This window comes from Candidatus Nitrosotenuis aquarius, assembly GCF_002787055.1.
Classification (GTDB): domain Archaea; phylum Thermoproteota; class Nitrososphaeria; order Nitrososphaerales; family Nitrosopumilaceae; genus Nitrosotenuis; species Nitrosotenuis aquarius.
This window is the reverse complement of the sequence record NZ_CP024808.1, coordinates 693,511-712,527: the sequence shown is the minus strand read 5'-3', so window position 1 is coordinate 712,527 and position 19,017 is coordinate 693,511. Positions and strand designations below refer to the sequence as shown.

The following is a 19,017-nucleotide window of genomic DNA, read 5'->3' as shown; positions in this document are numbered from 1 at the left end:
TTTTACAAAACCGGCTTGATGAATCCGCCGATGAGCGCATGATCAGCTAGTACCAACGACACCAGCGAGTCCACCACTGGGGGCGCCCTTGGTACAACGCACGGGTCGTGCCTTCCCTGCACTTGCAGTATTGCCTGTTTTTTTGTCTTGATGTCTATTGTTGATTGTTTTTTTGCTATAGATGATGCTGGCTTGAATGCTATTCTCATTGTGATTGGCATTCCGGTGGAGAGTCCACCTAGGATTCCCCCGGCATTGTTTGTCTTGGTGTAGACCTTGCCTTTTTTTGAAATGTATGGGTCGTTGTTTTGCGAGCCGTACAATTCTGATCCTGCAAAGCCTGATCCAAACTCTACTCCCTTCACAGATGGGATTGAGTAGATTGCCTTTGCAATGTCTGATTCTAGTGAGCTAAATATCGGCTCGCCAAGGCCCACTGGGAGATTTGTTGTGGTGGATTCTATTATTCCGCCTAGCGAGTCGCCGCTTTTTCTTGCAGATAAAATTGCCGCCCGCATTTTTTCCGCGGTCTTTGGGTTTGGGCACCGGACCTCGTTTTGGTAAATTGCATTTTTCATTTTAGAGTCAAACTTTTCACTCATGGAAATCTTTCCAATTTTTACAGTATAGGAATTGGTTTCAATGCCTAGTGTTACCTTGAGCAGCTTTCTTGCAATTGCCCCGCCCATCACGTGTGTGGCAGTAAGTCTTCCTGAGAATCGTCCGCCACCGCGATGGTCATTATATTGGTGATATTTTACCAGAGCTGGATAGTCAGAGTGGCCCGGCCTCATCTTTGTTACCAAGTTATCATAATCGCGAGAATGCTGGTCCTTGTTCCAAATTATCATTGCAATGGGCGCGCCGGTAGTATAACCGCGGAATACGCCAGAGAGAATTTCCACAATGTCGCCTTCCTTTCTTTGTGTAGATACTAGGGACTGGCCTGGCTTTCTCTGGTCGAGCATTTTTTGAATGTCTTTTTCTTCCAGTTCTAGGCCTGCCGGGCATCCATCAAGGACAGCTCCTATGCATCTACCATGACTTTCACCAAAACTAGTGAGCACTAGCCTCTGACCAATAGAGCTGCCCGCCATTAGTAAAAAATCAGCACCTGATGCTTATAACCTATATCGTTGCAATTTTTGCGCCGACTCGATTCATGTCTGCAACAAAGCTTGGATATGACACATCAACTGATTCTGGGTCGGATACTGTGCACCCTCCAACATACATGCCAGCAATGCAAAACGCCATGAACAACCTGTGGTCGTCTTCTGAATTTAGCTCAGCCCCCCTAAGTGTTGTTGGCGGGTTGATTATCATGCCGTCCTCTTTTTCCGTTATTTCCAGTCCTAGTTTTTTTAGCTCCCGGACCAGAATTGCTATTCTGTCTGTTTCCTTGAATCTTGCATGCTTTACATTGTATAATTCCAGGGGTGTTTCGCACTTTAGCCCAAGAATTGCCAGTGGCGGCAACAGGTCTGGCGTGTTGGATAGATCAAACCTTCCGCCTGCTAGCCTTTCTGGGTATTTCACCTTGATTGCATTGTTGTTAAGTGAGACGTCTGCGCCCATCTTGCCCAAAATGTCAATTATTGCCTCGTCGCCCTGTGCCAATTCCCCAATTGAGACCTTGACTGTGAGCTTTTCCCCTACCAAGGCGGCAGCAGACAATAACAATGCGACACTGGAAAAGTCAGACGGGATTGTGATGGTGGTGTGCTTGTATTCTTGTGGTGCAATGTGGTATTTTTTGTACGGTGTTATCACCTCGACTTTGACGTCGAACTTTTTCATTGTGGATATTGTGGCATCCAGATACGGCTTTGAGACCAACTCTGATGAAATGTTAATTGTAATTCCGTTTTCTGTCAGTGGTGCCGCAATGAATAATGCGGAGATGAACTGGCTTGACACGTTTCCTGGTATGGATACTTCGCCCCCCTTGATGCTGCCAGTTATTTCTAGTGGAGGCCTGCCGTCGTTTGATTTACACTTGGCGCCAAGTGATTCCAGCGCATCAAGCAACGGCTTCATTGGTCTCTTTATCAGGGATTCATCGCCAGTAAGTATTGTCTTGGCATCGCGCAGAGCGGAAATCGCGGACGCTATGCGTATGGTGGTTCCAGAATTTGACGCATCAAGTGTCAGATCTTCTTTTTCAAATTTTGATATTCCTTTTACCTTGAGGTTGCTTCCAGCCTCTGTGATTTCTGCCCCAAGCTGCCTGCAGATTTCAATTGTTGCGTTTGTGTCCCTTGATCTTAGGACGTTTTTGACTAGGCTCTTTCCATTTACTAGGGATGCCAGAAAGATTGCCCTGTGCGTGTAGCTCTTGTTTGGGGGACACGACAGGGTCCCGCTGAGCTTTGATTGTTCCACCTTACACTTCATGGACTTCGGCCCGCCGGTTGTTGATTTCTGCTAGCATGGTTGCTCCCTCATGCTCTGAGAAGACCTTTTTTATTTTTGGTGCATTGTCTTTTTTTACTATTGCTGCAATGGAAGGCCCGTTTCCTGACACCGATGCCCCCAGTGCGCCGTTTTCAATCAGTGATGAGATTATTTTTGGATCCGAGTTTAGGACGGCAGATGTTGCGTACCCGTTCAGAATCATTGCATTCCAATAGTCGCCGTTTTTTGCAAAATTCCACGCCCGCTCAAATACTGTATCTAGTACTTTGAGCTGCTTTACATTTCCTCGCTTTCTTGACTTTGGGACAAACACTACTGCGACAAGATTTGCTGGGGTCTTGTCTGATCTTATTGTCTTGCGGGCCTTGTTGTCGGTGACCTGGATTCCACCAAAATAGCACGCAGATGCATCGTCGTATGCGCCAGTCATGCTCACCTTTGTGGCAAGCGATGCGTCAATTCCAGCGTTTAGGACCTGGGAATCCGTGTAATTTGGCTTGAATATTTTGTGGCATGCAAGCGATATCACAGATGAAATTGCGCTAGAGCTTTTGAGGCCGTACCCTGTCGGGATTTCGGACTGGAGTGAGATTGTTATCTTGTTTTTTTCCAGCTCCTTTTTTGGCACTGCAAATTCCACCACCTTGTTTACAAGGCGTGAGCTGGTGTTTTGGTTGTCAAGCTCCAGCTGGATTCCTTTGCCTTCAGATGTGGATACTGTTGCCTCTACCTTGGCAGTTATTCCAAGCGTTGCGCCCTTCCAGGTGGCAATTGCGTTTACCAAGGAGATTGCGCCGTTTACTGTAGCCTTTACCTTCATCTAGAATCCTCCAAGCAAGACCTTTTTCATTGCCTCGTATGGGGCCTGGACTCTGTGCCATATTTGAAATGCTAGGGCAGCTTGGCCTAGGAGCATTTCATACCCGTAGATTATCGTGGCGGAATTTTTCTTTGACTGCTGGATTAGGTCGGTGTTCATTGGCATGTATATGATATCATATACGACGTGATTTGCGTTTATTGCACCTGTGGGAATGGGGCTGGGCTCGTTTTTTAGTCCGACAGAGGTTGCGTTTATGACAAACTTGTATTTTGAGACGTCGACATTTTGCAGTTTGATGTAATCAGCTTCCGCACCGAGACTGGATGCAAATTCTGATAGGGCTTGCGCCTTTTGTAATGTCCTGTTTGATATGGTGATTTTTTTTGCCTTTTCCTTTGCAAAGCCTGCAACTATTGCCCGGGCTGCGCCGCCTGAACCTAATACCAAGACAGACTCGCCGGAAATCCCGATGTTTCTTTTCTTGATTGGTTCTAGGAATCCGTCCATGTCTGTGTTGTAGCCTGTGAACTTTCCGTTGTCATTGGATACTGTGTTTGTTGCGCCAATCATCTTGCATTCCGGGCTTATATCATCCAGATACTGCATCATCTCTATTTTGTGCGGAATGGTAACATTGAATCCTGCGATTTTTATTTGGCGCAATGACTCGATTCCCTCTTTTAGCTCGCCCCTTGGAATCCTGTATGCGATATAGGTGCAGTCCAAGTTTAGCGCCTTGAATGCGGCATTGTGAATGCTAGGAGACAACGAATGCTCTATTGGGTCTCCTATCACTGCAAAGGTTTTGACCATTGTTATTTCTGCAGGGATTGCAGCGATTTAATCTCATCTAAGCTGAACTGGCCGGGTGCCACTGGCTTGCCAAGTGAGACATAGGTGTACGGGGCGCCAAGATGCAGACACAAAATTCTTGATATTCTGCCATAGTCACCCATTGCAAATGCGATTAGGCCTGAACCCTGTTTTTTGTACAGCGACAACACCGATGCAGTATCCTTGATTGACTTTGCAGTGGTGACTAGCTTGATGTTTTTAGAGACCTTTTTCATTTTCTGATATTTTTGAGATAGCGTTGCAACAGATGGCGTCCCATGAAAATCATGCCATGACACCAAAATCTGCGTCTTTGTTTTTTTGATGTATTCTATTAGATCCTTGTTAGCTGCGGAAAATTCCAAATCAAGAAAATATGGATTGTACTCTGCGATTAGCTTTAGAATTGAAATTCGCTCTTTTTCTGTACCCTGGAATTTCCCCCCTTGATTTTTTGGGCGCAGAGTAAAGACGCATTGTTTGTTGTATTTTTTTGTCAGCTCTAGTGCCATGGGAATGTCTTTGGGAGCAAGAAAATCAAATCTAATCTCGGCATAGTCGGATTTTTGCAGCGCCTTTTTGAGCGTGGATAATACTTTGGCAGGCGTAGTCTCTGCAATGCTGACACAGGTCTTGTATGCCATTTATTTTTCTAAAATGTACTCGTCAGCTACTTCCATTCCAAAATGCCTGCCTGTTGCTCCTTTTGCATGCACTAGGACAGTGTCGCCCTTTTTGAGGTGAGTGACAGATACTAGGTGTCCTCCTGGTCTTACAAATCGGATTGTTTCTGCATCCTGGGCTATGATTCCGCCTACTTCGTCCCCTACTTGGGCCTTTATCATTAGCATTGGACGTCGCTCTATCTTGGATCTGCCGACTGTTGCGCGCCTTGCCTTTCCATGAGAGTTTATCACCAACACCTCGGCACCTGTCTCTAGCTCTGAGAGATATTTTGTGGTGCCATCAGGCGATATTGTATAACAATGGACTGCGCCGGCATTTACTCGGAATGGTCGCGGGGATGTAAATGAAGAGCCGACTGACTCGTTGTGTACTAGAAACAGGAAATTTGATCTAGAGCCAATTAGCATTCCCTCTCCTTTGTGAAGCATTGACGCAGTGTCTACACAGACTCGCTCGCCATCACCAACCTCTTTGATGTCGATTATCTTTGCCTCTACCATCTCAAATGTTGAGGTGCCTAGGTACACCATTGCTTCCTTTACCTCGGATATTGTACCTGCCTCGAATATCACTCCGTCCACTCCAATTTCCAAGATGGAAAACATTTTGCGCACTTCCTCCGGTGTTCTTGCAAGAGCAAAGATCTCTGTGTGGATTTTGTGCAGCTTTGCGATAATGTTTTCAAGCGGAATTATCTTCCAGTCAGCTACTTCAATAATTACAAAGTCCAGGCCCTTTTTTGCCTCGGAAAATATTTTTTCAATGTCATTATTTGATAATACCTTGAATTTTTTGCCTGCCTTTTTGCCCTTGGGCTTTAGCGCGTCTTTTTCCAATACTACGAGTTTTGCGGCAGGAGACGGATAGATTGAGGCAAGCTTTGATTTTGGCGGGATTGCCTTTGGGTCTGCATATACTGTTTTGACTCCCTCTGACTCTAGGCTTGATAGAAATTTGGTCAAGGCCGCCTTGCCCACCTTTGGCAAGATGACTAGTTCTCTATTTTTTTGCAATTCTTTTTGCTGCTTCTTTTGCAGTTTCCTTTCTGAAAATGATTCCAGCCAGTGCGTCGACTATCTTGTCTGGGTTTTTGTGTGCAAAAATGTTACGGCCGTATGTTACTCCCTTGGCTCCTGCCTTCATTGCGTCCTCTGTCATTTGTAGAACATCCTCATCTGTCTTGGCTTTTGGTCCGCCAGCAATTACTACCGGCACCGGCGTGCTTTTGACTATTTTTGCAAACGAATCAATGTCTCCTGTGTATAGTGTTTTTACAATGTCTGCGCCAAGCTCGGCGCCAATTCTTGCCACGTGGCCCACAATCTCTGGGTCGTGTGGGTTTTTGATATTCTCGCCCCTTGGGTACATCATTGCTAATAATGGCATGTTCCACTTGTGGCATTCAGATGCGGTCATTCCTAGCTGTTCCAGCATTTCAGGCTCTTCCTTTCCACCCACGTTGATGTGAAGCGATACGCCGTCTGCTCCTAGTCTGAGTGCTTCCTCTACAGTACCGGACAGCATCTTTCTGTTTGGCGACATGGATAGTGACGTGCTGGATGAATAATGTACCAGAATTCCTATTCTTGCTGGCTTTGGTAATGTCTTGAGAATTCCCTTGTTGATTATGACGCTGGTCAGGCCCTTGGTCTCGCATTGCGATATTATTCTGGCGGGGCTTTCTAGGCCTTCAATTGGACCGCTTGATATTCCGTGGTCCATTGGGATGCAAAGCATCTTGCCTTTTCGCAAAATTCTGTCCATTCTTATTTGCAGGCCTGAGACCATGGCGGATCTCGCCTGACTGCCCTAAATAAAAATAGCGTGGTGATAATTTACGGCTCAGCCTAGTCAGGATTAAATAACATTGTCCGGCCACCAAAGGCACTTGAGCCAGATAACAGAGCAGATTCATTCTAGTCAGATAAGCGACATTTTGGAAAATGCATTGCGCGGAGCTCGGCCCACAAAGTCAGATATTTTGCGTCTGCTAAAATCTGACGATGTGCACCTGATGGGCCTAGTTGCAGGAAACCTGACTCAGAAAAGATTTGGCAAAAAGGCCTCGTTTGTAAATAATATCATTCTCAACTACACCAATGTCTGTGTTACTGACTGCAAGTTTTGCGCATTTTACCGCTCACCAGGCGATGCGGAATCGTACACTTTATCATTAGACCAGATTGAGGCGCGAGTAAAGACTGCATGGGATATGTTTGGAATACGTCAGGTGCTGATCCAGGGAGGACACAACCCGAACCTTGGCATTGAATACTATGAGGATGCGTTTAGGATGATCAGGTCCAAGTTCCCGCAGGTCGGAGTTCACGGCTTGTCTGCATCTGAAATCGACATGATTGCAAGAATAGAAAAGACATCAACAAAAGAGGTGCTATCCAGACTAAAAGAATCTGGCTTGCAGTCGGTTCCAGGAGCTGGCGCTGAAATCCTAGTTGATACCGTTAAAGATGTAATCAGTCCAAAGAAAATCTCGTCTGCGGACTGGCTGAGAATAATGGAGGAAGCGCATACAATCGGCCTGCCGGCATCTGCCACCATGATGTACGGCCATGTCGAATCGCAAGAAGACATTGCGAATCATTTTGATAAAATCATACAACTCCAGCAAAAGACTGGCGGCTTTATGGCATTCATTCCATGGAACTTTGAGCCAAACAACACACTGATGCAAAGGGAAAACCTGGTCACGTTTGGCGTCGGCGGAATGCAACTGCTCAAGATGATTGCAATATCTCGTCTTGTCTTTGATGGTTTGATTAACCACATCCAGTCGTCATGGCTCACAAACGGAGTCGGAATGGCGCAAATCGCACTGCAATATGGTGCAGACGACTTTGGAGGAACACTGATTGGCGAAGAAGTGGTATCTTGCACCGGCGCACGCTCTACAGAGCTGACCGGCCAGAAAATTATCGACGCAATCCACCAAATAGGATATGCAGTAGAAGAGCGGGATAATTTCTATAATCTAGTCAAGATGTACTAGAGCACTACCCACCGATTTTGAGAAAAATTATCTAATTTTTGATAAAAACGGTGGGTAATGTTTTTTGGAACTATAATCCATAGCTAGACCACTTGGAATCAACCAGATTCTTGGTTGGCTCGTCGACTGCAACCTTTTCCTGGATTTCCCTGGTGAATCCTTCCTCACAGGTTTTTTGTGTTGCATCAATTCCCAGCTTGGAGCCAAAGTTCACCAATGGCGATGCAGGATCCAGCGTGTCAGTTGGGGTGTTGTTGATAATAACACAGTCGCGCGCAGCATCTACACGGGTTGTAATGGCCCAGATTACGTCATTGAAATCATGGACGTTGATGTCATCATCCACTACGATGAACATTTTTGTTAGTGCCAGCTGTCCTGTACCCCACAATCCCATCATGACTTTTTTTGCCTGGCCTGGATAGCGCTTTTTGATTGATATGATTGCCATTCCCTGGAACCATCCTGCAGCCGGCATTGCAAAGTCTACCACTTCAGGATGGAACATGCGGATTAGCGGCAGAAATGATCTTTCAATTACTTTGCCGACATAGGCGTCTTCTAAAATCGGCTTGCCAACTATTGTAGTAAGATAGACTGGCTTTTGCCTTCTCATTATTCCAGTTAGGGTAAATGTGGGGTATGGCTCAACTGGCGTGTAGTATCCAGTGTGATCACCAAACGGCCCCTCGTCTCTAATGTCGGATGGGTCGACATATCCTTCCAGGACGATTTCCGCATTTGCAGGAACTTCCAAATCCTGTGTCTTGCATTGTACGGTCTTGATTCCCTTTTGTCGAGTTATACCTGCAAAGAGATACTTGTCCAATCCCTCTGGCACCGGAGCAATTGCAGAAAACACCGTTGCGGGCTCTGCGCCAATTATGATTGCGGCTGGAATCTTTTCTCCTCTTTCCTTTGAAATGTCTCCGTGGTGTGCTCCGCGCTTGTGCTTTTGCCAGTGCATCAGTGCATGGGTATCATCTATGATTTGCATCCTGTACACTCCAAGGTTTCTAACTCCTGTCTCTGGGTGCTTTGTTGCGACTAGTCCTAGCGTGATGAATCTTCCTGCATCCTTGTGCCAGGTTTTCAAAATTGGAATCTTGCTAAATGATGGGTTTTCATCGATTACTTCGGTTACCGGGCCGGACTTTTCTAATTTGGGAAATACTTCGCCCATTTTTGATAGTTCTGGAAGCTTTTTGATCTTGTTGAGAAATCCTGATGGCACCTCCATCTTTGTCATGTCTACTATTCTTTGGCCAATCTCGGTAAAGTCGTCCATTTCCAATCCGATTTGCAGTCGCTTTATCGAGCCAAACGCATTTGCCAATACCGGCATGTCATAGCCCTTGACGTTCTCAAATAGTACTGCTGGGCCGTTTGCATACATTACACGCCTTAGGATTTCAGCAATCTCCAAATCGGAATCGACCTGCGTCTTTATTCGCTTTAACTCGCCTGCTTTTTCAAGTGCTGATATGAGTTCTGCGACGTCTTCGATTGGCAATGTGTTTGGGTTTGTGCAAATGTTGTATAAAGCTTGACTGGGCCCAACAAAGGCATTTTAATCAGCATCATTGGATTGAATCAAATTGAGTGAGCAAAAATGTCCCGTCTGCAAGGGCAAGGGAACAATAGAACTGCTTGGAACCCAGTGCCCGTTTTGCAACGGCTCAGGAGAGCACACAAAGTCTGCTGAGAGCTACCTCAAGTCCCACATCTGCCAGTGCATATTTCTGGACAGAAAGACGTGCCCCGTATGTGGAAAAAGATGTCATCATGATACTCCAAACAAGCCAAAGATAATGGTCGGACCCGTCTAGATTATTGGCGGAAGCTCGCTTTTCTTTCCGTGTCCGCCGGAGCCGAACTTGCAGTAAAAGCAAAGATCAGACTGCATGTGAGTCAGCTTTTCCAGCTGGATTGCACCGATTTTGAGTGCGATTTTTGTCAGTAGCTTGTACTTGAACGGCATTGATGGTATGACTTCTTCCATGTAGACCTTGTAGTGTTCAGGGCAGAACTTGAGTGTGACCTTGGTCGGCTCTTTGCTGGTCTGGTTTACCGTCTTTGCAAAGTTGATCTGCTCTCTGACGTATTCGTGCTTTGGACAAGGACAGTCCTTTCCTCCCGGGTGCTTGTATGCCGGAGTGTTCTTCCAGTCAAAGTCTGGAAACTCTTTTTCAAAATCGTCCAATGGGGTCTATAGCTTGATGGTGGTATTAAATTTGATCTACTTTATCATCAGATTTGCCCGTCTGAGATTTACCCAAATGTAAATAAACCCCGCAACGGGCACCAAAGTCACATGTCTAGTGCTAAATCCACTAAAAAAGACTTGGAAGCAAAAATTGCAGAATTAGAAGAAAAGCTTGCAAAATTGGCTAATCAAATAGAATCAGCACCAAAACCAACAACGCAAACACCACCACCGGCTCCAAAGCCACAAGTTCAAACACCGCCACCAGCACCAAAACCAGCACCAGCACCAACAACAAAACCGCAAGGAACTCTGCCAGCAGGAATGAAACCAGCACCAGCTCCAGCACCAAAGCCACAAGCTCAGACACCTCCACCACCGGCTCCAAAGCCAGAGGAGGCAGTTGTCCCAGTTTGGGAGCAATGGAAAAGCGCACCAACATCGGATTTCCACTCTTATAGAGCAAAGGTAACTGGATACTCTCCAGCAGGAAACCGATACTTTGCAAGCAAGCACGTTGCACAAGCAAGCGTTCCAACATCAGACTGGAACCTACAAAAGGCAAAGGTAACAGGATACACTCAACCATCCAACAAGTACTTTGCAACACGAGAAAAGCTTGCATACCATCCTAGGACAAAATACTTTGCAGGATACGGTATCACATCAACAGCAACTGGTTCTGCACAAACACAGACGGCTCCACCACCGCCACCAAAGAAGAATCCTTCTCGTGGTTCGCTGCCAAAAGGCTTCTAAAAAATTCCATATTTTCTTACATATTTTTGAATAAATTCTATGTTGTATAGATCGGCTTCCAAATCTGGAATTGCGGTTTTTTGGCTTTATTGTTGCAAAATTATGCGGTTTGGCAAAAAATAATCTAATTGTTTTGGCAACCGGGAACAAAATGTAAATAAACTATTGAGGTGTCAGAAAAAACACATGGCTGGAACTACTAAGTCAACTAAAAAGGATTTAGAAGCAAAGATTGCAGAATTAGAAGAAAAGCTTGCAAAATTATCTAGTCAATTTGAATCAAAACCGCAAGTAACTACGCCACCGCCGGCCCCCAAGCCGGCCCCGGCACCAGCTCCGGCACCTGCAAAACCACAGGGAACGCTACCGGCTGGAACCAAGCCAACACCTCCGCCGCCAGCACCAAAGCCACAAGCTCAGACACCTCCACCACCGGCTCCAAAGCCAGAGGAGGCAGTTGTCCCAGTTTGGGAGCAATGGAAAAGCGCACCAACATCGGATTTCCACTCTTATAGAGCAAAGGTAACTGGATACTCTCCAGCAGGAAACCGATACTTTGCAAGCAAGCACGTTGCACAAGCAAGCGTTCCAACATCAGACTGGAACCTACAAAAGGCAAAGGTAACAGGATACACTCAACCATCCAACAAGTACTTTGCAACACGAGAAAAGCTTGCATACCATCCTAGGACAAAATACTTTGCAGGATACGGTATCACATCAACAGCAACTGGTTCTGCACAAACACAGACGGCTCCACCACCGCCACCAAAGCCAAAAGGCACACTGCCAGCTGGAACAAAACCAGCAGAATCGAGTGGTTCTAGTGGAAATGGAAATGCGTCAAGAAAGGAACAGCTAGAGGCATATGAAAAAGAATACCTGGCAAGAATGCAACAACAGGCAAAGGCTGCACCTCCACCACCGCCACCACAACCAAGTGGCTCAACTAGGGGTTCACTGCCAGCGGGATTCAAACCTACAACACCACCTCCAGCACCGGCTCCGGCAAAACCAAAAGGCACGCTGCCAAAAGGCTTCTAAAAATCCAAACTTTCTCTTTTATCTTTTTAATTATTTCAGGGCAGCTAGGACTTCTTCTGCATGGCCCCTTGGCTTTACACTGGGATAGACCTTGAAGATTTTTCCCTTTTCGTCAATGAGGAAGGTGCTCCTCTGGATTCCCATGTATTCTTTTCCCATGAACTGTTTTTTGCCCCAGACACCGAATTTCTTTGATACCTCGGATTCTGGATCTGATAATAACACGTATGGTATGCCCATTTTCTCTACGAATTTTTTGTGCGACTCGACGCTGTCAGTCGATATTCCTATTATGGTTGCGCCTATTTTTTGGAATTTCTTGTATTCCTTGGAGAACTCGTCTGCCTCTATTGTGCAGCCCGGTGTGAAATCTCTTGGATAAAAATAGACTACGAATTTTTTTCCCTTGAACTCTGAGGATTTGACTGTATTTCCGTCTGCATCTTTTAATTCAAAACTTGGTATCTTGTCACCTTCTGCTAGCATCACTCTGCTTTGATTTTGCTACAATTAATTATTTTGGGGTTATGGATCGGCCGCATATTTTATATTGAAATCGGAAAGGGCATGATATTAGATGATATCCGGAAGATCCTGGTTTGCAGAAGCACTGTGCACATTTGCACTGGTGTTCTTTGGACCGCTTTCTATCATAGTGTCATCTACAATGTTTGGCGATTCTCTGAATTTGGAAGGATTATTGATTATATCTCTGGCACACGGAGGCGCAATCGGCCTGATGGTCTATGCGTTTGGCCATGTTTCTGGTGCGCACATCAACCCAGCAGTTACTATACCCATGATGATTACTAAAAGAATCAGCATAGTAAACGGCATTGGGTATATCGTGTTCCAGTGTATAGGTGCCATAATTGCGGCATTTACACTAAAGGCGATATTTCCGGTACTTGGAGCCAAGGTGAACTTTGGAACGCAAGGAGGACCGAGTGATCTGCTTGGAAACTCTGCAATGTCTGGCTTTGCATTGGAGCTGGTCTTTACGTTCTTTTTGGTTACTGTGATCTTCATGACTGCCGTGCACAAAAAGGCGCCTGCTGGAATGTATGGTCTGGTAATAGGCGGAATGATATTTTTGCTGCACTTGGTTGGAATTCCACTGACTGGTGCATCAATGAATCCTGCAAGGACTCTGGGCCCGGCACTGGCATCTGGCTATTGGGACTTCCACTGGATTTATTGGGCAGGTCCAATCATTGGTGGAATCATTGCAGGCCTGATAATGCACTATGTCTTTGTCAAAAAGGCAGAGACTAGCACTGCATAGTACGAACATTTTTTACGGATTTAATTTGAGTTGTTTTTGCGGGTCCGTTGCACAGCTTGGATAGTGCGGACGCTTGCGGAGCGTCAGGTCGTGGGTTCGAGTCCCCCCGGATCCGCCTTGTTATTTCACAAAGAAAATAAAATTATGTAGTAAAGTAACAACATGGACTTTGAATCTGAAACTAAATGCGATAGGCTTACCATAGGAAAGAATTGGCTATCTTTTCCAGATGAAGACAATCTATATTCCGCAGCCCCTGACCAAATCAATGGTGCACTAGTCAAGCTTGAAAACTATAACGGCACAATGATGGTCTTGTCCTTTAGATCCGGTGCAATAATAAAAATAATACATAACACATTGCACTATAACAGAGCCGACATTATAGAATGCCAGTGAATCTACAATTATAACAAGTAAATTCAGTCTCATTTCATGGGAGACGGAATCGGTGGACCAGTAATGGATTGCCTCTCTGGTAACATGTTTCGAATGTATGTGACACACTTTAGAAAGGATAACTCCGAGGAATACAGCAAATTAGAAAAAATCCAAATTGTCAAGGTAGAAAACGACACCTCGCCGCAAACAGAAAGGACACTCGAAGACCTAGAGCAGGCACTAAAGGGAAAGTTCGTCACATGCAATGTACAATACCGGGACAAAAAAACAGACGTCTTGTTCTGTAATGTCTTTATCCAAAATCCACCAGATGGATTCTAGTCGTATTCTATCTGCTTTATTCTGACCTGGCTTCCAAATGATTCCAGATAATGTCCGATGAAATTTTTGAGCTGCTCCCCAATCCTAAACCCAAGAGCTCCTTCCAGCATTCCACTTGTCTCTATCATGTGTGCAAGATCCATGCTAATTTCCAGATCGAAAAAAGTCCAGCCAGCACGGTTAAACGGAGCCCCGATCTTGTAGCTGTCCTTGACATTGCATTTTGCCTCTAGTTCCGCCATTGCCTTTCTGACCAGGGGAATCTCAGAATCATAACTCCTGGTGCTGAGCTGGAACAATGACATCATGGTATTATATCAAAAAAATACACAGTATAAACTGGTTTTGAAAATTAGAAAAATATTAAAAAAATCGGTTCGCTAAATTTTTTCTACCGAAGTAGAAATAATTTATTGTGCTAGTTCAGCTGTTGCAAATCGTCTGCCTACTTGTGTTACCTTGATTTTGGTCTCTTGGCCTGGCTGTCCGCCTTTCACAAATATGACAAATCCATCTACTCTTGCTATTCCGTCGCCTTGTCTGGATGTTTCAGTAATTGATACATCGTATTCTTTGCCAGTTTCTACTGGTTTTGGTCGGTCGTCAAACTGTCTGTCGTTGTTAAAACGTCTGCCGCCTCCGCCGCCTCTGTATCCGCCACCGAAACGTCTGTTATCACGTCGTCCGGAATTATCGTCAAAACTCATCTTTACACCTCCACTTTCCTTATGACCTTCGTCAAAATCCATGTATGAGATGTTGCATATGAACTCATGCATTGATTCTCATTGACAAAAAGCGCCCTTCGTGCCTAGATACTCATTATTTATTAGAATTAGCGCCTAAACCATACCATGGGAAATAGGTGGATATCATGGAGATAATGGGAAGAGGACCTAAACAAATACTACAAGAGGCCCCGTGCTATTTTCATATACTGACCAAGTTTGCCGGATACCGACTCTTTGGCAAAAAAAGCCCGCTTTACGGCTCGGCAGATATAATCAACGTCTGCAACCTTCACTGCACGCACTGCTACTGGTGGCTAAACAGAAAGGAAAACGAGGAGCTCACGCTAGACCAGTGGAAAGAAATAATTGAAAAAAAATTCAAGAAAAACCACGTCTTTATCATTACCTTGGTTGGAGGCGAGCCGACACTGCGGCCGGACGTAGTGGAATTGTTCATAAACGAGTTTCCAAAGCGAGTCTGCCTTGTCACAAACGGCACTAGGCCGCTAAAAAAATACGACAAGATCTATTTTTACTGGATTTCAATTGACGGAACGCAAGACATACACAACAAGATTAGAGGTGACATGGCGCACCAAACCACAAAAAAGAATGTCCTGGATTACATCCAGCAAAACGGGCCAAAGGCATACAAGGACATTTGGATTACAATGACGATAAACTCGCAAAACTATCATACTATACCAGATGTCATAGAGGAGTGGCGCCCATATTCAAATAAAATAGGCTTCCAGTTCCACACCCCGTTTGCAAAGGGCGATCCGCTGTGGATGCCGTTTGGCCCAGAGAGAACTAAAGTCATTGATGGTATACTTGCAATGCGGGACAAATACCGCGACTATATCATAAACCCGCCCAGCCAGCTGGAACTAATGAAGAAGAACTGGGGAGGCCGGGGAACTGTACCAGTTGACTGTCCCACTTGGGCGATTCTTTCCGTGGATCATATGGGAAGAGAAAAGCGACCATGTTGCATTGGCAGCGCAGAAAGCGACTCTATGAAGCCAATCTGTGAGGACTGCGGCCTAGGCTGCTATTCTGTTCTAGTCGGCTATGGGATGAAGGGCTAGCTCAAAAAATACATAATCATAGTATATTGATACAGAATAGTTTGGTTGAAAGCAATTATGATATCTTGGGGCTAAAGCCCAGCGCAACTCAAAGAGAAATCCGGGATGCATTTCGCAAGCTTATCCTAGACCACCACTCCGACAGAGGCGGGGACGAGGAGATTGTCAAAAAAATCATCCAGGCATACGAGGACCTCAAGGCAGGAAAAGCCTATCCTGATACGGAAGATGAAAGGCTCAAAAAAGCCAAGGTCTACACGGGTGACTCCGAGGAGGAAAGAAAGAGGCGAAACTTGGTTTTATCAGGCGATGTGGCGCGAGAGATGAAGGCAGCCCAGGACTGGGTTGCATTACTGCAACGCGACAATGCGGCAGGCTCTAGGTTGTTTGGCTCAAAAGAATTGGGCGAAGTAGAGTTTGCGCGAGAAAAGACAGGGGATCTATCAATCAAGGGAAAAATCTGGGCAGGCACACTCACATATGCTGGAACGATTAACATGTCTGGTAGTATAACCAGCCCGTATTTTGCATATGCCGAAGAGAACAAAACCAGAATAACAATAACAAACGGAAACTTTGTCCTAGTTGATCCTCTAAAAAATAATTTCATTATCGAGCACGGAGTCAAAATAACTGCAGAAAACGGCGACATTCTGGTGGGCAATGTCACCGGCATCAAGGAAACAATGCAGGACCCTCAGGGCAGAGTCGGGCTATACATAACAAAAGAGCATTTCACGGAGCTGCGCGCACCAAGGGGCAAAGTCGTAATATCAAACGCAAGGGAAACCGTATTCTTGGATGCAGACACCGTAGTGGTAAATAACCTGATAAACAATGTCAAGGTCCGAGCAAAGCACCTCATAATGTTTGGAACGACAATGAACTATAACTGCGAAATTACCCTACTGCAAGGAGGCTCTATGACATTTCATGACGAGGGTTCCGGCTTTGCGCTATCTGATGATGCAACCATAGTCTTGGAAAACGGCAAGCGATTCAAGTTCCGCGAGCTAAAGACATCAAACATGGTGGGAAACGGCAGGCAAATCACATATGAAACCCTTGACAGTCTCGGCAAAAAAGAAAAACAGCCAGGCTCTAGGTTCGGCTTTGGACTGTTCAAGAAAAAATAATGCTAGTCAATGTCGGCTGCACTGGATGGGGCTATGATGGTTGGCAGGGACCGTTTTACCCAAAAAATCTGCCTAGGTCGGATTTTCTGAGGCATTATTCTTCGATTTTTGATGTAACCGAGGTAAACTCGACATTTTATGCAATACCAAGTGATATGATGGTGAAAAAATGGAACTCGGAGACACCAAACCACTTCAAGTTCACGGCCAAGCTCCCGCAAATTATAACACATGATAACAGGCTGGCAAATCCCTCGCCGCATCTAGAGCAGTTTTTACAATCAATGAAATTCCTTGGCACAAAATTTCTCCTGTCCGTGGTGCAGCTTCCACCATCGTTGTCATTTGAAGAGGTAAGGCCAAAGCTGGAACAGCTGCAGTCGTATTTTCCAGAGAATAATTATGTCATAGAGGGAAGACACCAATCCTGGTTTTCAGACTCTGCAATACGATATCTCACTGACAAGAAGATCTGCCTTGTCTGGAGTGACGTTGCAGGAATACAAAACACGGCGCCACTGACGTCTGACTTTGTCTATTTGAGATTAATTGGTGACAGAACCATTCAGGAAAAAGACTTTGGCAAGCTGCAAAAAGACAGGACAGCACAAATGAAGTCCTGGATTGAAAAAATACAGCAGATCCAAGACAAGATTTCCTATGCAGTAATAATGGCAAACAATCGATACGAAGGCTTTGGCCCTGTGACTGCAAACAAGCTTAGGCTGTTGTTGGGGATGGAGGGGCTGTCATTTGCCGACAAAAGGCAGAAGACGCTCTTTGGCAAGCCTTAACACCTGTTTGTTTTTTGATTTGTAATATGACAAATGTTTAGATCAGACGTGATCATCTTTATTGTTCTTGGATGGGATTGCATTAACAAGGGTAGTATCAGGCAAACACTGATGCGCTCGTACCGGGTCTGTGGCGTGAAACCAAGTTTCATTGCACTGCTTGCGATACTATCCTGAAATTTTATCTAAATGAATTTTCAGTCATGATGAATATGAATTAAACAAATTTTCATAATTCAAATGATGATGATTATATTTGTTTGATGTAATATAATGCCGTTGAAAAGCGCATGCGTTTGTCATGTTCCTTTCGGTGATGAGATTGACTAGCGGTGCAGAAATCTATCGAATGGCAAAAACAGGATGTATTGCTGGACTAGTAGGTGGATTTGCGCTTTTCAGCTCGTTTTTCTGGATTGACGTTGACGTGGGAGTTCCGTTTGGAACGTTCTACAAGGTTGTTGGAATGCTTGTAGGCCTAGATGGACTGCCTGCAATAATATTTGGATTTTTTGCACACATGCTGACTGCGGCACTGATTGGGGCAATTTTCTGCATCTGCTCTACGATGCATAGGTTACTGCAAATCACCGGAGTTGCAAAGGGAATAATCGCAGGCGGAGTCACAGGAATCCAGGTCTTTGCAATATTTTTCATGCCGGTGTCTTTATTTTTGATGTTCCCAATGCTGTCTGATCAGGTGATAGGAAATTCCATGGTGACATCAGAGCAACTGCAAATTGCGCAAATTCTGATGGGAACATCTGACCAGATAATGTGGGGTGCGCTCATCTTGCACGTTCTGTATGGAAGCATAATGGGCCTGTTTGCATCGTTTATGCTCTATGAGGATTATTCTATGAAAGGGAAAACAAAGAAAGAAGAAAAATCAAAATGGGAAAAAACAGAGAGTGAACACTGGCCATCGACATGATCAGTTTTGATCCTGCCGTCTCTCTGAGAAAGAGGGCACAGATTGGCTGCGTAGCGGGGCTTGTCGGCGGATTTGCGATTTTTGTGAGCATTTTCGTAATCGATCTATCACTGGGTGCTGCCCAGGGCTCTTTTTACAAAATTGTGGGTCTGGCAGTCGGCTCATCAGGCCTTGAGGCCACGCTAATAGGGATGGTATCGCACATGCTTACTGCGTGCCTAATGGGTACGGTTTTTGGCCTGGGCTCTGGGATGCACAAAAAGATGTACATTTATTCCATCAAAAAGGGCGCAGTAGCAGGAATCACAACAGGGCTTGTAGTCTTTGGAGTGTTTTTTGTGCCAATCAGTCTTTTTGTCATAATGCCAATCATACAATCAAGTGTAATGGTTGGCGAGTCCGGCGTCTTGCTTGCAAATTCTAGTCTTATCATGATAAGCTCACTTGAGCTGCACATTGTGTTTGGGGTTGTGATGGGTGCGTTCTTTGCGATTGCAGTCCAGGTGGAATCAAAATCAAAATTCACACTATCTAGGGAGGCATAA

The 19,017-nt window shown here is 45.2% G+C and carries 24 protein-coding genes and 1 tRNA gene; 13 read left to right on the top strand and 12 right to left on the bottom strand.

The annotated features are described in order from the left end of the window. Positions 1 to 2 precede the first annotated feature (2 nt). Genes aroC through NAQ_RS04190 form a run of 7 tightly spaced genes read right to left on the bottom strand, consistent with a single transcriptional unit; the run spans position 3 to position 6,550 of the window. Complete coding sequence (gene aroC / locus NAQ_RS04220; protein ID WP_100182389.1) at positions 3 to 1,097, bottom strand: chorismate synthase; 1,095 nt, start codon at positions 1,095 to 1,097, stop codon at positions 3 to 5. A 31-nt stretch (positions 1,098 to 1,128) separates the two neighbouring features. Next, complete coding sequence (gene aroA / locus NAQ_RS04215; protein WP_100182388.1) at positions 1,129 to 2,397, bottom strand: 3-phosphoshikimate 1-carboxyvinyltransferase; 1,269 nt, start codon at positions 2,395 to 2,397, stop codon at positions 1,129 to 1,131. Then, positions 2,387 to 3,238, bottom strand: a complete 852-nt coding sequence (locus NAQ_RS04210; RefSeq protein ID WP_100182387.1) for a shikimate kinase — start codon at positions 3,236 to 3,238, stop codon at positions 2,387 to 2,389. Before NAQ_RS04210 ends, aroA begins: the two co-directional genes overlap by 11 nt. Beyond that, positions 3,239 to 4,054 (bottom strand): shikimate dehydrogenase, encoded by an 816-nt coding sequence (aroE, locus tag NAQ_RS04205; RefSeq protein WP_100182386.1) that lies wholly within the window; start codon positions 4,052 to 4,054, stop codon positions 3,239 to 3,241. A 2-nt stretch (positions 4,055 to 4,056) separates the two neighbouring features. Then, positions 4,057 to 4,719, bottom strand: coding sequence for a type I 3-dehydroquinate dehydratase (aroD, locus tag NAQ_RS04200; protein WP_100182385.1), 663 nt, complete (start codon positions 4,717 to 4,719; stop codon positions 4,057 to 4,059). Continuing rightward, positions 4,720 to 5,775, bottom strand: a complete 1,056-nt coding sequence (locus NAQ_RS04195; protein ID WP_100182384.1) for a 3-dehydroquinate synthase II domain-containing protein — start codon at positions 5,773 to 5,775, stop codon at positions 4,720 to 4,722. Next, positions 5,762 to 6,550, bottom strand: a complete 789-nt coding sequence (locus NAQ_RS04190) for a 2-amino-3,7-dideoxy-D-threo-hept-6-ulosonate synthase (RefSeq protein ID WP_100182383.1) — start codon at positions 6,548 to 6,550, stop codon at positions 5,762 to 5,764. Before NAQ_RS04190 ends, NAQ_RS04195 begins: the two co-directional genes overlap by 14 nt. 100 nt (positions 6,551 to 6,650) lie before the next feature. Between NAQ_RS04190 and mqnC the strand changes: the two genes are divergently transcribed. Continuing rightward, positions 6,651 to 7,769: a cyclic dehypoxanthinyl futalosine synthase gene (mqnC, locus tag NAQ_RS04185; protein WP_100182382.1), complete on the top strand. Its 1,119-nt coding sequence runs from the start codon at positions 6,651 to 6,653 to the stop codon at positions 7,767 to 7,769. A gap of 70 nt (positions 7,770 to 7,839) precedes the next feature. On the opposite strand, the gene NAQ_RS04180 is transcribed toward mqnC, so the two are convergent. Then, positions 7,840 to 9,282 carry a menaquinone biosynthesis decarboxylase gene (locus tag NAQ_RS04180; protein WP_100182381.1) on the bottom strand — a complete coding sequence of 481 codons (1,443 nt, stop codon included), beginning with the start codon at positions 9,280 to 9,282 and terminating at the stop codon, positions 7,840 to 7,842. 85 nt (positions 9,283 to 9,367) lie between these two features. Between NAQ_RS04180 and NAQ_RS04175 the strand changes: the two genes are divergently transcribed. Next, a complete protein-coding gene (locus NAQ_RS04175) occupies positions 9,368 to 9,598 on the top strand; it encodes a hypothetical protein (protein WP_100182380.1) in 231 nt (76 codons plus the stop codon). Here NAQ_RS04175 and NAQ_RS04170 read toward each other — a convergent pair. Continuing rightward, the gene (locus NAQ_RS04170; protein WP_100182379.1) at positions 9,595 to 9,972 is read right to left on the bottom strand and encodes a hypothetical protein; all 378 of its coding nucleotides are present in this window, start codon (positions 9,970 to 9,972) and stop codon (positions 9,595 to 9,597) included. The genes NAQ_RS04175 and NAQ_RS04170 overlap by 4 nt on opposite strands. Before the next feature lie 111 nt (positions 9,973 to 10,083). On the opposite strand from NAQ_RS04170, the gene NAQ_RS04165 reads away from it, so the two are divergent. Both NAQ_RS04165 and NAQ_RS04160 read left to right on the top strand, forming a co-directional pair. Then, on the top strand, positions 10,084 to 10,734 hold the full coding sequence (locus NAQ_RS04165; protein ID WP_100182378.1) for a trans-sialidase: 651 nt from the start codon (positions 10,084 to 10,086) through the stop codon (positions 10,732 to 10,734). A gap of 186 nt (positions 10,735 to 10,920) precedes the next feature. Then, positions 10,921 to 11,778: a trans-sialidase gene (locus tag NAQ_RS04160; RefSeq protein WP_100182377.1), complete on the top strand. Its 858-nt coding sequence runs from the start codon at positions 10,921 to 10,923 to the stop codon at positions 11,776 to 11,778. A gap of 30 nt (positions 11,779 to 11,808) precedes the next feature. Here the strand turns inward: NAQ_RS04160 and bcp are convergent, their stop codons facing one another. Next, positions 11,809 to 12,264, bottom strand: coding sequence for a thioredoxin-dependent thiol peroxidase (bcp, locus tag NAQ_RS04155; protein WP_100182376.1), 456 nt, complete (start codon positions 12,262 to 12,264; stop codon positions 11,809 to 11,811). Positions 12,265 to 12,355: 91 nt separating this feature from the next. Here bcp and NAQ_RS04150 point away from each other — a divergent pair, with 91 nt between their 5' ends. The 4 genes from NAQ_RS04150 (at position 12,356) to NAQ_RS04135 (ending at position 13,786) form a co-directional block, all read left to right on the top strand. Then, complete coding sequence (locus NAQ_RS04150; RefSeq protein WP_100182375.1) at positions 12,356 to 13,063, top strand: MIP/aquaporin family protein; 708 nt, start codon at positions 12,356 to 12,358, stop codon at positions 13,061 to 13,063. Positions 13,064 to 13,103: 40 nt separating this feature from the next. Continuing rightward, positions 13,104 to 13,178, top strand: a tRNA-Arg gene (locus NAQ_RS04145). 47 nt (positions 13,179 to 13,225) lie between these two features. Beyond that, positions 13,226 to 13,462: a hypothetical protein gene (locus tag NAQ_RS04140; RefSeq protein WP_100182374.1), complete on the top strand. Its 237-nt coding sequence runs from the start codon at positions 13,226 to 13,228 to the stop codon at positions 13,460 to 13,462. A 36-nt stretch (positions 13,463 to 13,498) separates the two neighbouring features. Beyond that, positions 13,499 to 13,786 carry an immunoglobulin domain-containing protein gene (locus NAQ_RS04135; RefSeq protein WP_100182373.1) on the top strand — a complete coding sequence of 96 codons (288 nt, stop codon included), beginning with the start codon at positions 13,499 to 13,501 and terminating at the stop codon, positions 13,784 to 13,786. Here the strand turns inward: NAQ_RS04135 and NAQ_RS04130 are convergent. Continuing rightward, a complete protein-coding gene (locus tag NAQ_RS04130; protein ID WP_100182372.1) occupies positions 13,783 to 14,094 on the bottom strand; it encodes a hypothetical protein in 312 nt (103 codons plus the stop codon). The two genes, NAQ_RS04135 and NAQ_RS04130, sit on opposite strands and share 4 nt — an antisense overlap. Positions 14,095 to 14,196: 102 nt before the next feature. Beyond that, positions 14,197 to 14,565, bottom strand: coding sequence for a TRAM domain-containing RNA chaperone (locus tag NAQ_RS04125; protein ID WP_245871732.1), 369 nt, complete (start codon positions 14,563 to 14,565; stop codon positions 14,197 to 14,199). A gap of 95 nt (positions 14,566 to 14,660) precedes the next feature. On the opposite strand from NAQ_RS04125, the gene NAQ_RS04120 reads away from it, so the two are divergent. The 5 genes from NAQ_RS04120 (at position 14,661) to NAQ_RS04100 (ending at position 19,017) form a co-directional block, all read left to right on the top strand. Continuing rightward, a complete protein-coding gene (locus NAQ_RS04120; RefSeq protein WP_100182371.1) occupies positions 14,661 to 15,608 on the top strand; it encodes a radical SAM protein in 948 nt (315 codons plus the stop codon). Between the two features lie 41 nt (positions 15,609 to 15,649). Continuing rightward, entirely contained in the window at positions 15,650 to 16,744 is a 1,095-nt protein-coding gene (locus NAQ_RS04115; RefSeq protein ID WP_100182370.1) for a J domain-containing protein, read from the top strand. Then, positions 16,744 to 17,538: a DUF72 domain-containing protein gene (locus tag NAQ_RS04110; protein WP_100182369.1), complete on the top strand. Its 795-nt coding sequence runs from the start codon at positions 16,744 to 16,746 to the stop codon at positions 17,536 to 17,538. Before NAQ_RS04115 ends, NAQ_RS04110 begins: the two co-directional genes overlap by 1 nt. A 322-nt stretch (positions 17,539 to 17,860) precedes the next feature. Beyond that, the gene (locus NAQ_RS04105; protein WP_162858643.1) at positions 17,861 to 18,472 is read left to right on the top strand and encodes a hypothetical protein; all 612 of its coding nucleotides are present in this window, start codon (positions 17,861 to 17,863) and stop codon (positions 18,470 to 18,472) included. Continuing rightward, positions 18,469 to 19,017: a hypothetical protein gene (locus NAQ_RS04100; protein WP_100182367.1), complete on the top strand. Its 549-nt coding sequence runs from the start codon at positions 18,469 to 18,471 to the stop codon at positions 19,015 to 19,017. Before NAQ_RS04105 ends, NAQ_RS04100 begins: the two co-directional genes overlap by 4 nt.

Coding starts and splice junctions, on each gene's coding strand:
- NAQ_RS04100 (WP_100182367.1), top strand. CDS start 18,469: ATGATCAGTTTTGATCCTGCCGTCTCTCTGAGAAAGAGGGCACAGATT.
- aroE (WP_100182386.1), bottom strand. CDS start 4,054: ATGGTCAAAACCTTTGCAGTGATAGGAGACCCAATAGAGCATTCGTTG.
- aroA (WP_100182388.1), bottom strand. CDS start 2,397: ATGAAGTGTAAGGTGGAACAATCAAAGCTCAGCGGGACCCTGTCGTGT.
- NAQ_RS04160 (WP_100182377.1), top strand. CDS start 10,921: ATGGCTGGAACTACTAAGTCAACTAAAAAGGATTTAGAAGCAAAGATT.
- NAQ_RS04210 (WP_100182387.1), bottom strand. CDS start 3,238: ATGAAGGTAAAGGCTACAGTAAACGGCGCAATCTCCTTGGTAAACGCA.
- NAQ_RS04140 (WP_100182374.1), top strand. CDS start 13,226: ATGGACTTTGAATCTGAAACTAAATGCGATAGGCTTACCATAGGAAAG.
- NAQ_RS04165 (WP_100182378.1), top strand. CDS start 10,084: ATGTCTAGTGCTAAATCCACTAAAAAAGACTTGGAAGCAAAAATTGCA.
- NAQ_RS04150 (WP_100182375.1), top strand. CDS start 12,356: ATGATATCCGGAAGATCCTGGTTTGCAGAAGCACTGTGCACATTTGCA.
- NAQ_RS04110 (WP_100182369.1), top strand. CDS start 16,744: ATGCTAGTCAATGTCGGCTGCACTGGATGGGGCTATGATGGTTGGCAG.
- bcp (WP_100182376.1), bottom strand. CDS start 12,264: ATGCTAGCAGAAGGTGACAAGATACCAAGTTTTGAATTAAAAGATGCA.
- aroD (WP_100182385.1), bottom strand. CDS start 4,719: ATGGCATACAAGACCTGTGTCAGCATTGCAGAGACTACGCCTGCCAAA.
- NAQ_RS04130 (WP_100182372.1), bottom strand. CDS start 14,094: ATGATGTCATTGTTCCAGCTCAGCACCAGGAGTTATGATTCTGAGATT.
- NAQ_RS04125 (WP_245871732.1), bottom strand. CDS start 14,565: ATGCATGAGTTCATATGCAACATCTCATACATGGATTTTGACGAAGGT.
- NAQ_RS04135 (WP_100182373.1), top strand. CDS start 13,499: ATGGGAGACGGAATCGGTGGACCAGTAATGGATTGCCTCTCTGGTAAC.
- NAQ_RS04120 (WP_100182371.1), top strand. CDS start 14,661: ATGGAGATAATGGGAAGAGGACCTAAACAAATACTACAAGAGGCCCCG.
- NAQ_RS04190 (WP_100182383.1), bottom strand. CDS start 6,550: ATGGTCTCAGGCCTGCAAATAAGAATGGACAGAATTTTGCGAAAAGGC.
- aroC (WP_100182389.1), bottom strand. CDS start 1,097: ATGGCGGGCAGCTCTATTGGTCAGAGGCTAGTGCTCACTAGTTTTGGT.